This is a genomic window from Alkalibacterium thalassium, from assembly GCF_900101165.1.
In the GTDB taxonomy this organism is placed as follows: domain Bacteria; phylum Bacillota; class Bacilli; order Lactobacillales; family Carnobacteriaceae_A; genus Alkalibacterium; species Alkalibacterium indicireducens.
The window spans coordinates 1-12654 of the sequence record NZ_FNFK01000054.1 but is presented as its reverse complement, the minus strand read 5'-3'; the positions used below and the strand labels follow the sequence as shown (position 1 = coordinate 12654).

The following is a 12654-nucleotide window of genomic DNA, read 5'->3' as shown; positions in this document are numbered from 1 at the left end:
CTTTCAGAATCATTCACTAATTGATTCATACTTTTTCCACCATGAAAGGCAACAGTAAATAAGAAGGTAACGATAGCGGTCACACTTACTCCTTCTTCTTTTTTGATATTGGACCGATTTAACAGGGTTCCGACTGTAAATTGTTTGATAAAGTGATCAATACTCGAATAAAACTCGTTTTTTTCTGAATTATTTGGTAAAATGTTAGCCATAAGACATCTCTCCTTGGAATGTTGGTTGTGACTCACATTTTACCAAAGAGAGCTGTCTTTTTCTTTACTTTTAAGCTGATTAATCTAAATAATCCTTATGATGTAAAGGATAGAACGGAGTTCTTAAGGGTGCGAAACTTGAGAGAATTACTCCTCATTTTCAAGCAATTGAATTAGAGTCAGATAAAAATACTAAAGGAATTGAGGAGGAGAGAAGACTATTTTATGTGGCAATGACTAGAGCTAAGGATAGTTTAAAAATTAGTTATAATAATGATGGTAAATTTTCAGATTCATCTAGATTTTTAAAAGAACTATAGTAAAAAAGTAATTGCTCGAGTTTAAATACCAGTTAGTTTCGAAAGAAATCATAAGATAATTAATTTGATGTACATATAAATAGTTTTTAAAAAACTCAATCTAAAGGAGGAAAAGTTATGTCGAAATCAAATAATAGCAAAGAAACAGGCTGTGCATTGTTATTTAAAGTTGTTTTAGGGTTTATATTTGTTTTAGGGTTTATAACAGAACCAGGTTTATTTTTTTTCATAGGACTAGCTACTATAGCTTTAATTATAATATTAGGTATTGAATCGTCCGACAGTAGGTCAACATCTAATAATAAATCTTCAACAAAGACTACTGATAAAGGAAAAGTATTAAATGGTGGAATAGATCAGTCACACTTACCTAAAAGTAATAGAGCAAAGTCCTCAAGACCTAAGAGATATAGTAATTATACAACTCAGGTTTGGGATGCTAATGAAATTAATACAGAGCATTACGATAACATTGAAACGGAATATAATAAAAAACATACAGTTCCGGCGTGGGGAAATATTGAGGACACTCCTTTAATCATTAGTAAAAATAGGATTTCTAATAAAGAATACAAAAGAGAGTTATATATTATAAAACAAGAAAATACAAATGAGATACAGTTTTACAATTTTATTGAAAAAATCATGAAAGAATTTGACATAAAATTAAAACCTGCAATTATGGCAGATGTCAAGTCTTATGGACAGCTCGACACTATTCACACTATTGATGAATTAGCGTTGTATTGTGCAATGTTACAAGATACTATCACTGATATTTTTATGACAATAAGAACTGGAATATCTAGTTATAATGGAAATAAATATCTAACCACCTCATATTTAAATAGTCTTTTCCCTAGTTTTCAGCATGTTACACATAAATATCAAATGAATAGAGAAAATTCTAAAATAATAAACTTTCATAAACAGAACTTGGTACGATTTGCAAGGAACAAGGATTATCTCTTTGACAATATATATTTTGAAAGATTATTAACTTTGTTTCTGAAAATAGATAAAACCGCTCGTTATATTGGTAAGCATCGAAAAACTATAGTAAATTCAGGAATGATAGAAATAGATTTAAATAATCTAACTTGGGTTTCTTTTAATAACGTATCGGCGGAATTAGTAATGGCTGAAGTTATACATAATGGAAATCTTACAACTGAAAATAGAGAATTAAAGAAAGAAATTAACAAAAAAATTTGGTACGAAAGAAGAATAGATATCATTAATAGTGTGGTTACAAGTAAATTAATTGAAGCCACTGAGAAGATTAAAGACAATCTAGGTGATGTGTCAAATAATTTTTATGTAAGTTCATATGTATGTCCAGACTGTGGCTCACAAATGTATAAAACAGTTTTTCCTCCAGGTAAAGAATATAGAATCACAGTGCATAAAAAAGATAAGACTGTAACAGGAAATTCAAAAAAAGAAATAGAATTTTTAATTAAACGACTATTTACATGTCATCAATGTAAGACATTATTTACAGCAAAATTTAATTCATTGTCAGATGGATTCGTTTATGAAAGTAAAACTTTAAGTTCAAGTGATTATGTAAAAGAGATAATAAAAATTAACAAGGTGGGTACAACTGAAGGAAGGTCAGATAGTAACAACGGCCCTGTTGAGTACAAATCGAAACCAATTAAACCTACTAATGGGTTGGATACCTTTACTGTGAAATTTCATTTGACAAATGTAAATTCGAAGAATATAGAAACAACAAAATTAGATACACCTATTTATGGAAGTAGACGTTATTCCAGTAAAGATGATGATAACGCAATTGAGATACGGAATACTTACGGAAGAAGTTTGGGATGGGTACCTAAAAGTCACAGTGGAAAAATAGCTAAGGCCATGGATATGAGACAACCTATATTTACGAGAATTAGTAAGAAATATGGTGAGAAACGATATGGATATGGATTAGAAATAATCATGACAACTAATCAGGAAACATATGACAGTGTTGTACCTATTGACGATACCTCAACTCATTTTGAGTCTAATATTATTTCTAATAAAGGTAAGACCATCACCAATGTAGATAAGACATCTGAGGGAAATCGTAAAGTTACCAGCAGTAACATCTCAATGGATGCAAAAGGAAGCCCAACAGATTCTGGTGCATTGCATAGAGATAATCATATTACAAAAAAAATAAAATTAACAGGTGTAACATTTAATAACAGACAAACAACATTAAAGTTGACTAATAAAGACGCTCTGATAACCTATAGAAGAGACTATTATAATGAGTTTGATAAAAATGCTATTGAAATAGTAGATATATATGGGAGTAGTTTGGGCTGGGTTCCTAAGAGTGAGAATACAGAATTAGCTAAAGAAATAGATAAGGGAAGAAAGTTTCATGTTGGTATTAGTCAAAAATACGGTGGAAATAACTATAATTATGGATTAGAAGTAGTAATGTCTACAGATGAGGAAGTGGTAAAAAGTGTTACTTCCGTAGATAAATCAAGGACTTATTCAAGTGGAGAAGATAACACACAAAAGTTGCGTGTGTCTAAAAATGTTAATAATGCGAACGACTCAGATTTGCCTTCAGAATTAAAGGACGAGATAATGAATAATGTTCAAGTCGAAGTGTCGAGTGAAACTCACAATGAAAATATTAAAGATAACCTAGAATATACTTCGAATAAATTAAAAGAAGCTAGTATATATTTAGAAAAAACGTCTGCTAAGGAAAATTTTATAAGATTTGTACCTTATTATTACTATTTAGTTCTCAGAAACGAAGATTTTAAAAATATAATTGTAATCTTTTATTTAGCATCTATCTTTGGCCCTTTCTCTTTTGAAGTGTTTGATAAACAAGAGGTCAAAGAATTATTAGAACTAAAGAAATATGAAGATGACTATGATTTTATGCAAAAGTTAGATGACTGGGCTGTACCTGACAGAAAAGATTATATTAATTTTGAGTATAATATTAAAATTTGGAATAATATATTGTCAAAGATGGAGGAACTGATTTCTTATTTAAACAATCACCAATTCGTTGAGGATAGAGCGTATTATTTGCCTGAATTAGAATTTATGGGATTTAGTAAAGAACATTGGCCAAGAATTTAGATGATTAACATTAACATGTAATTTACAATAGGATTATGGACTTGACTAATAGTTTAATTAATATATATATATATATATATTAATAATCACTAGTGTCGCATAAAATTATATTCTTACCGAATTTCATATTTGTTAACTAAATCACAAGTAGTTCTCATCAAAATTTACAAAAAAGTCAAATGCTGGGCAGCGGATGACTTTTTCCAGAATTTTTTTGACTATTCTATTGGTCTAGATTTCATTTCGCGAGTTATTTCACTTATCCTGGTTCAAAGAGAGCTTTGAAGTATGCATACGATTCATACTTTACCGATCGTAAGTGACGCAAAATTTGGAAAATAGTTGGCTTTAAATTCAATTCTAGATTAATAAGTAACGTGAGTAGGTAGACAATCATTGCCATGATTAGTTGGTTCTTAACACCGACTTCTGATTTCGAATAGTAGGTCTTAATCGTCATATGTTGTTTCATATGCTTGAAAAACAACTCGATTTGCCAGCGTGAATGATAGAGATTCCCTATCTCTTCAGCGGTTTTGAAGACGTCGTTGGTAATGATTCGTAAATCAGATCGTCCTTTTCGACGAATAGTCACTAGTCGCATGAGACTGGTCAAATAGCCTCTCCCACCAAGCAGCACATATTGATCACTGAGTACGTCAGAATTCTTATCCTTCGGGATATCTAGATTTTCTACAACATGTATTACTGTGTTCTTTTTAATCCATGAAACGAAAAAATAGCCCTCCCATTTCATCTGATCAAAAGACTCAAAATCGATATATCCTTTGTCAAAAACATAGGTTGCCAGCGGTTGATTGACGAAAACATCAAGGTTATCATGGTCGTGTTCAGAAGCGTTAGATATCTCAAATTGTTCTGGGTGAACCATTCCTTCCTCCATTAGACACACCTTTAGGTGTAACTTAATACCACTTTTTGTTGGACGGAAATCCGCCCATGGATAGGAGTGTTTACTAAATGAAAAAGTGGAACTATCGACCAAGTAGACCTTATTCTGTACTTTGAAAACCCCCGGCTATGCCGGGGGTTCAGGATAGCTTTCAGCGTGGGGTCAAAAAAAGCCTCACTTCATGATAAGATAAAGTTGGTTTCCCGACCACTTACTCAAATCATTGAAGGAGGCGTCCTATGAAGGACAAGAACAGTTTAGCACATTCACAATGGAGATGTAAGTATCACATCGTTTTCGCACCCAAGTACAGAAGACAGATCATATATGGCAAGTATAAACAGAGCATCGGTGAGATTATCCGAGACCTTTGTCAGAGAAAAGGAGTGGAAATACACGAAGCGAATGCGTGCAAGGATCACATTCATATGTTAGTTAGTATCCCACCAAAGTTGAGTGTATCTCGTTTCATGGGGTATTTGAAAGGAAAAAGTAGCCTGATGATTTTCGATCGACATGCCAATTTGAAATACCGATATGGGAATCGAAAGTTCTGGTGTCGGGGGTATTTTGTCGACACAGTCGGTCGAAATAGAAAACAGATCGAAGAGTATATTAGGAATCAGCTTCGAGAAGACTATATGAGCGATCAACTGACATTATTCGAAGAATATGATCCGTTCACCGGACATAAGAACAAGAAAAAATAAACGATTCTTTTAGAATCAGTGAGTAAATGTGGTGCATAAGGGAAACCCACTCAGTGGGCCTTTCAGGCCGAGGCCGGTAAGAGAGGCTTTCAGCCGCAGAGCAAACCACCAGTTCACACTGGTGGTTTTGATTTTCTGCCTACTTATGTGTGTCTTCTGATGAACCATCCCTAGTAACTGATTGAATATTTCCAAAAGAACAGTCGCGTCCAGTGCTTTTAAAGCCCGTGATAGTTGGGAATAACTGATTGTGTCAACGCCTATCACCATTTTTAATTGAGGGTGAACCAGTTGTTGGTCTAAATGGCGCAAACTTTCTGTTTCCTCATTAATAGCGAACAAAAAGAGCATCAATACCCTACTAAACGTTAGTTTTTTGGCATAGCGATTAAACGCATGAATCGCCTTTTGTGATGATGGACTTAACTTTTCTAAATTTATATATGAAAACCATTTATTTATAGTCATTTTTGTATTATACTTATCCATGCTTAGGTCCTTTGTATTGGTCTTGGATAAGTCATCCAAGTACTAGTATAAAGGATTTTTTTATGTCATGGAACAGTTAAATTTTTAATGCAACACTAGTGATTTTCAGTATTTCATTATTTCAAGCCGGTACCAGAAGGACTATCTGCGGAAGGGCGCGTACATGAGACGGGGAAAGTGCGTTTTTTATATGACCTGACCTATGAGAATACAGATGGAGAGGTTGAACATGATCAGGAGATATTTGACTATGTCTATCAGATGATCGACGAGGCAGAGGATTTTATCGTAATGGACCTCTTTCTTTTTAATGATGATTATGACCATACTAATCCTGACTTAGACTTTCCTACTCTGTCTTCTGACCTGGCTGAAGCTCTGATTCAGAAGAAACAGACTGATCCGGCTGTCGATATTGTGTTTATAACTGATCCAATCAATACTTTTTATGGTTCATATATGCCTGATCACATGGAGGAGATGTCAGATGCCGGTATTGAAGTGGTTCTGACCGACCTGGAACCGCTGAGAGATTCCAATCCTGTTTATTCAGGCTTTTCCCGTGCCTATCTGAGCTGGTTCGGCACGTCCGATTCTGAATATCTGCCCAATGTATTCCGCAAGACGGGTCCTGAAGTCAGTGCCCAATCTTATATAAATATGCTTCACTTTAAGGCCAATCACCGGAAAGTCGTGATGAACGAACAGGAAGCTCTGATCACTTCAGCCAATCCACATGACGCCAGTGTCTATCATTCTAATATTGCCTTTGTTTTGAAAGGAGACTTTCTAGCAGACCTGCTGGCATCGGAACGTGCTGTGGTGGAAATGTCAGGTCATGACACTCAGCTGTTCGATACCTTTGAGATTTCTTCATCCGTTGAGGAAACAGAAGAGACCTATTCGGTTCAACTGCTTACAGAGAACAAAATCAAAGAAGCCATCTTCGAACAGATCGATGCCTCTCAACCAAGTGATGCCATTAAAATCGGCATGTTCTATTTGTCTGACCGCGACATCATAACGGCTCTTCTTGAAGCCGAAGAACGCGGCGTCACAGTACAGATGATTCTGGACATTAACCAGGATGCATTCGGAAATGAGAAAATCGGAATTCCTAATCGTCCAGTCGCAGATGAACTGACTCAAAATGATAGCTCGATCGCTGTCAGATGGTACCAGTCTCACGGCGAACAGTACCATGCCAAGTTCTTCCTGCACGAAACACCTGAAGAGGTTACAATGATCGGCGGATCCACCAATTTCACGCGCCGGAATATGGATGACTTTAACCTTGAGACGAATGTAAAAATCTCCGGACAGAAAGATCAGGCCGAAGCTCAGGTCATGCTTGAGTACTTTGACAAGATATGGGAAAACGAAAACGGGATCTACACTGCCGACTACTCCGATTACGCTGAATCATCAGCCTGGAAAAACTGGCTCTACCGTTTCCAGGAATGGAGCGGCATGTCAACGTTCTAGCGCCAAAAGAGCAGCACCCACAATGGACGCTGCTCTTTTTTTGATTTTATTAGTCCAGCCGAATCATGCCGTACTGACTTCGGCTCTCAAATATCAGATGAATGAAGCTTTCAAAATAAGGTACGAATTTTTCTTTATGAAGCAGATCCAGTATCTCTTCCAGTGAAGCCCATCTTGCATCGTGCACTTCCTCTTCCTGAAAGACCAGTTCATTCAAGTCGACATCTTTTTCAACTAGATAGACATCATCAAAGCCATTTCCGAAGTTAATCGTCAAGTGCGGTCGCACATGTTCCAGACTTATTGATATCCCAAGTTCCTCGGACAGTTCACGTTCAGCAGCTTTCTGACTTGAATCGCCAGTTGTTGCACTTCCACCGGCAGTCAGATCCCATAGATCCGGCCACCCCGATTTGGTAGACTGCCTATGCTGAATCAGTACCTGTCCTTCTTTATTGAAAAGACAGACGTGAACGCTCATATGATATTCTCCCTGAGGGAAAGATTCTCCTCTCACCATTGTATTGCCAGTTTTGATCCGTTCCTTGTCATACGTATCCCAAAGCTCCATACTATCTCTTTCGAAACAACTTATTTCTTCATTTTTGTAAACCTTTTTTTGACTACCATCGACCCGGCAATTAGATCTGCCAGATGTCTGCCATCTTTTCTTGTGAAAGCCATGACGATATACTTTCCAGCCAAGCCAATGGACAGCATTAAATAGATTACTGGAAACAAGGAATCAAACCCATAATAGATACCGTAAATCGTACTCATATGTCCGAACTGCCAGGGAAGAAACTTAAGTGTATTTCTTATCATACTCCTTTTCATCAGACTAACAACATCCCTATTGTAGTAGTGGTTTATGACAGTCGCAACGCTTTGCTCTAAGTAAAAACTGTTCATATTGATCATACTGTAACTCTCTCAAAAAAATCCTATAATATGTCTATGAATGACTTTACAACAAAAAACTCCTGACAGAAGAATAAGACTTGATTCAGTCAGCATTCCTCTATCAGGAGTTTTCATTAGTTATATTGAGTTGGCTTATCCTTCGTTATAAGCAAAGGATTCTTTTTTAGATTTTTCTTCACGAACTGCTTCCAGCTGTCCTACTTCTCCGATTGGAAGAACAGTTTTACCGTACACTTCGTTCAGTACTTGAGCCATAGCGGCATAAATCGCAGACAATCCACAGAAAATCCCTTCGTATCCAGCGATTGTCAGGATCAGAGCAGATCCAGTGAAGTTACCGACTGCCAGCAGGAAGAACAGAATAGTCAGCGAACCGAAAACGACCTGCAGTGCTCTGTTGATGCGTAACGTTCCGACGAACATGAACAATGTGAACAGTCCCCACATGAACAGGAAGGCTGCCATTGATAATGAATCTGGAGCGTCTCCAAGTCCAAGCATCGGAAGGATATTCAAGCCGACCAGTGCCATCCAGAAGAAGCCGTATGATGTAAATGCTGTCGTTCCAAACGTATTGTTCTTTTTGAATTCCATGATGCCGGCAATGACTTGAGCCATTCCACCAAAGAAAATCCCCATTGCCAGGATCATTGCATCAAGTCCGAAAAATCCTGCATTATGAATATTAAGTAAGACGGTTGTCATTCCGAACCCCATAAGTCCCAGTGGAGCTGGATTTGCTGTTATCTCTTTAAATGTTACTACTTTTTCGTTTTCCAAGTTTAACACTCCTCGTTTATCTATGCACACAAGTGACAAGTATACAGATATATTGTGAATCCTGTCAACAGTATATTAGCATTATCTTATTGATAGCGCTTTTTATTCTTATTAATCATTTTACAAGTGATAAATCCGAGTTATGAAACCCTTTCCTTCTATTAATTGTCTGTGACCGTAATTTTTTTATAGAGGAAGCATAGAGCATACTCTATGCCTCATATCTCTAACTTATGAGGGATTCAGCTTCTTAAAAATTGACGAATGCCTCATTTATTATGTTTATGACCGATTCAGGCTTATCTAAATTAGTCGAATGCCTCATATAGCCCATTTATGAGGCATTCGCTTGCCTACTCCTAAGCCTTCCAAAGAATCAACAAAAAAAGAGGGGCCGACTTTGTCTTAAGCAACAAAATCAGCCCCTCTTTCTATTCACTTGCTAAGTGTTAATTCCCAATCAACTATTTTTCCGTTCACTATTATAAATTCCGTCTTTTCCAAAGAAATCCTTAGTCTGACGGACAATGACCGGGCTCAGTATCAGCAGCCCGATCAAGTTAGGCAGAGCCATCAGGCCGTTCAGTGTATCTGCCAGAGCCCAGACAGCTCGAAGGCCACCAATGGCTCCCACGACGATCAACAGAATGAAGAGCATGCGGTAAAAGACGATCGATTTAGGTCCGAACAGGAATTCCATACACCGCTCGCCGTAGTATGACCAGCCTAGTAATGTAGAAATGGCGAAAAATACCAGTCCGAAGGTTACAATATAGCCTCCATATGCAATCCCTTCATTGAATGCTGATGTAGTCAGTGCTGCTCCGTCAAGGCCGGTATCGACTGCACCTGTCATAACGATAACCAGCGCTGTAATGGTACATAATACGATGGTATCGGCGAAGACTTCAAAAATCCCCCATAAGCCTTGTCGGACGGGATGATCCGTTGTTGCTGCTGCATGAGCAATTGGGGCACTCCCTAGACCCGCTTCATTAGTGAACACTCCGCGTGCCACACCGTAACGGATAGATAGAGTCAAAGTCGAACCGACAAATCCACCGGCTGCAGCCGATCCTGTAAAGGCATCACGGAAGATGACTCCTAAAGCCTGCGGAACAAGCTGGATGTTGGCAATGATAATAATCAGTCCACCGATAATATAAATAGCAGCCATAAAAGGCACAACGATTTCAGTCACTTTTCCTATTTTCTTAATGCCTCCGACAATGACCAGGGCAACCAATACGGCCAGAACGATCCCTGTGATCCAAGGCTGGATTCCAAAGGTCGCATTCAAGGAATCAGCCACTGAATTCGACTGCACCATGTTTCCTATTCCAAATGTTGCTGCTGCCCCAAAAATCGCGAATAGAACAGCTAGCCATCTCATGTTGGCCCCTTTTTCAAGATAATACATTGGGCCACCGACGAATCGGCCGTCTTCTGTTCTCTCTCTATATTGAATAGCTAGTACGACTTCTCCATATTTTGTTGCCATTCCAAACAGTGCGGCAATCCACATCCAGAAAACAGCTCCAGGTCCACCGATCGCTATAGCTGTTCCGACTCCAGCAATGTTTCCTGTTCCCACTGTAGCCGCCAGAGCGGTTGACACGGCCTGAAAGGCGGTCACTTCCCCTTCACCTACTTGAGACTTTGAAAATATCTTTAAAAATGTTTGTTTTAACATGTATCCGAACTTAGTAAACGAGATAAAGCGTGTTCTGATTGTCAGCAATACCCCTGTCCCGACAATCAAAATCAGAAGCGGCCAGCCCCAGACTAAATCATTGACGACCCCGTTGACCTCCAGTACCCAATCCATAAACCTCTCCATTTTTCTCTCCCCTAACTCTTTTTCATAATATCTAAATATACACAATCACTCGAGGTTTGTATATGTTTTTTTGAAGGAGCTGCGGGATGAGCCAGTATGGCTTCTATTGATTTTTACCCCCGTTCCAATTAAAAAAAGAGGCTGGATGTTCCAGCCTCCCCGTTATTCTATTCAGTTAATCCGTTCCCTGTTTTTCATTTCTATAAATGCCGTCTTTCCCGAAATAATTCTTGGTCAGTCTGACGATGACTGGACTCAGCAGGAGAAGGCCTATCAGGTTAGGAATGGCCATCAGTCCGTTTAGCGTGTCTGCAAGTGCCCAAACGGCTCTCAAGCCTCCAATTGCTCCAACAACAATCAGTGGAATGAAGATCAGTCGGTAAATCACTATCGATTTAGCCCCGAACAGGTACTCCATGCACCGCTCGCCGTAATAAGACCAGCCTAATAATGTAGAGAAGGCGAAGAATACCAGGCCGAAGGTAACGATATAACCACCGAACGGCATCCCTTCTTCAAACGCTACTGTTGTGAGTGCTGCACCATCTTTACCGCTTCCCCAGGCGCCTGTCATGACAATAACCAGAGCGGTGATTGTACACAGAACCAGTGTATCAGCGAAAACCTCAAAGATTCCCCATAGTCCCTGTCTAACCGGGTGATCAGTCGTTGCTGCTGCATGGGCAATCGGTGCACTTCCCAGACCAGCTTCGTTAGTGAAAACTCCTCGAGCAATACCGAAACGGATAGCCATAGTCAGCGTTGCCCCTACAAATCCACCCAGTGCTGCTGAGCCAGTAAATGCGTCTAGAAAATAACCCCGAAGGCAGCTGGGACCAGTTCAATATTTAAAAAGATAATAAGCAGTCCACCCAGAATATAAACGGCGGCCATAAATGGTACTAAAACAGATGTGACGCGACCAATCTGCTTGATTCCACCGATCGTTACCAGTGCTACAGCGACAGCAAGGACCAGCCCGGTAATCAGCGGATCGATGTTAAAAGTCGTGTTCAGCGAATCAGCGACAGAGTTGGACTGCACCATATTTCCAATTCCAAACGTTGCAGTTGTTCCGAAAATCGCAAACAGAACAGCCAGCCATTTCTTCTTGGCTCCAGTGTCGAGATAGTACATCGGTCCTCCGACGTAGCGGCCATCTTCAGTTTTTTCTCTGTATTCTATGGATAAAACCACTTCGGCGTATTTAGTTGCCATCCCGACGACAGCTGCCAGCCACATCCAGAACACGGCTCCCGGTCCCCCTATAGCAATGGCAGTACCGACACCTGCAATATTCCCTGTTCCGACAGCGGCGGCCAGTGCTGTGGAGACAGCCTGGAACGCGGTTACTTCTCCTTCACCGACTTGTTCCTTTGCAAACATCTTGAAAAACGTCTGCTTCATGGCGTAGCCAAACTTGGTGATTGGTACAAAACCTGTTCTCACCATGACAAATGCACCTGTTCCCACAATCAGAAACAAGAGTGGCCATCCCCATACCAAATCGTTGACCACATCGTTGATTCCCATGAACTGCTCAATAAAACTCTCCATACTTTCTCCTCTTAACGTGTATTTTTCTCATCTTTATAATTCATTCCTTTCGCTTCGCTCAAGGCACAACACGAGATGAAAAACGTGTAACGCCGTTGGCGTTTGGTGTATACTCTACTCAGAAACAACCTGCTCATACTACAAATCACGGGGAGGTGAGTAAGTGCATGAGTTTCATGCATGACCTCGCATTTTTATATGTGTCGTTTCGCTCTTCAAGCACAACTAAGTAGGACATTGAGCCTGAAAACTTATCTTTGATCAAACAACTCGTTTGTAGAGAGCGAAACAGTCCCTGAGCAGGATT

9 protein-coding genes and 3 pseudogenes are annotated in these 12654 nt (G+C 39.1%); 4 read left to right on the top strand and 8 right to left on the bottom strand.

What is annotated here, in order from left to right:
- Positions 1 to 212 (bottom strand): annotated as a pseudogene (locus BLR76_RS09445) (hypothetical protein); the annotation flags it as partial.
- Between the two features lie 146 nt (positions 213 to 358).
- Between BLR76_RS09445 and BLR76_RS12490 the strand changes: the two are divergent.
- Both BLR76_RS12490 and BLR76_RS09435 read left to right on the top strand, forming a co-directional pair.
- A complete protein-coding gene (locus BLR76_RS12490) occupies positions 359 to 532 on the top strand; it encodes a 3'-5' exonuclease (protein WP_091268439.1) in 174 nt (57 codons plus the stop codon).
- A 117-nt stretch (positions 533 to 649) separates the two neighbouring features.
- Positions 650 to 3649 (top strand): hypothetical protein, encoded by a 3000-nt coding sequence (locus BLR76_RS09435; protein ID WP_091268437.1) that lies wholly within the window; start codon positions 650 to 652, stop codon positions 3647 to 3649.
- 259 nt (positions 3650 to 3908) lie between these two features.
- On the opposite strand, the pseudogene BLR76_RS09430 reads toward BLR76_RS09435, so the two are convergent.
- Positions 3909 to 4661 (bottom strand): annotated as a pseudogene (locus BLR76_RS09430) (IS4 family transposase); the annotation flags it as partial.
- A gap of 140 nt (positions 4662 to 4801) precedes the next feature.
- On the opposite strand from BLR76_RS09430, the gene tnpA reads away from it, so the two are divergent.
- Positions 4802 to 5272 carry an IS200/IS605 family transposase gene (gene tnpA / locus BLR76_RS09425; protein WP_091268433.1) on the top strand — a complete coding sequence of 157 codons (471 nt, stop codon included), beginning with the start codon at positions 4802 to 4804 and terminating at the stop codon, positions 5270 to 5272.
- 15 nt (positions 5273 to 5287) lie between these two features.
- Here tnpA and BLR76_RS09420 read toward each other — a convergent pair whose 3' ends face one another.
- Complete coding sequence (locus BLR76_RS09420; protein ID WP_091268431.1) at positions 5288 to 5761, bottom strand: hypothetical protein; 474 nt, start codon at positions 5759 to 5761, stop codon at positions 5288 to 5290.
- 177 nt (positions 5762 to 5938) lie between these two features.
- On the opposite strand from BLR76_RS09420, the gene BLR76_RS09415 reads away from it, so the two are divergent.
- On the top strand, positions 5939 to 7246 hold the full coding sequence (locus BLR76_RS09415; protein WP_091268429.1) for a phospholipase D family protein: 1308 nt from the start codon (positions 5939 to 5941) through the stop codon (positions 7244 to 7246).
- Positions 7247 to 7295: 49 nt separating this feature from the next.
- On the opposite strand, the gene BLR76_RS09410 is transcribed toward BLR76_RS09415, so the two are convergent.
- The 5 genes and pseudogenes from BLR76_RS09410 to BLR76_RS09390 all read right to left on the bottom strand — a co-directional run bounded on the left by BLR76_RS09410 (position 7296) and on the right by BLR76_RS09390 (position 12242).
- On the bottom strand, positions 7296 to 7817 hold the full coding sequence (locus BLR76_RS09410) for an NUDIX hydrolase (protein ID WP_091268428.1): 522 nt from the start codon (positions 7815 to 7817) through the stop codon (positions 7296 to 7298).
- 20 nt (positions 7818 to 7837) lie between these two features.
- Complete coding sequence (locus BLR76_RS09405; RefSeq protein WP_218121436.1) at positions 7838 to 8071, bottom strand: hypothetical protein; 234 nt, start codon at positions 8069 to 8071, stop codon at positions 7838 to 7840.
- 231 nt (positions 8072 to 8302) lie between these two features.
- The gene (locus BLR76_RS09400) at positions 8303 to 8950 is read right to left on the bottom strand and encodes an acetate uptake transporter (protein ID WP_091268425.1); all 648 of its coding nucleotides are present in this window, start codon (positions 8948 to 8950) and stop codon (positions 8303 to 8305) included.
- Positions 8951 to 9410: 460 nt separating this feature from the next.
- The gene (locus tag BLR76_RS09395) at positions 9411 to 10790 is read right to left on the bottom strand and encodes an alanine/glycine:cation symporter family protein (protein WP_218121435.1); all 1380 of its coding nucleotides are present in this window, start codon (positions 10788 to 10790) and stop codon (positions 9411 to 9413) included.
- A gap of 175 nt (positions 10791 to 10965) precedes the next feature.
- Positions 10966 to 12242: pseudogene (locus BLR76_RS09390) on the bottom strand (alanine/glycine:cation symporter family protein).
- Positions 12243 to 12654: the final 412 nt, after the last annotated feature.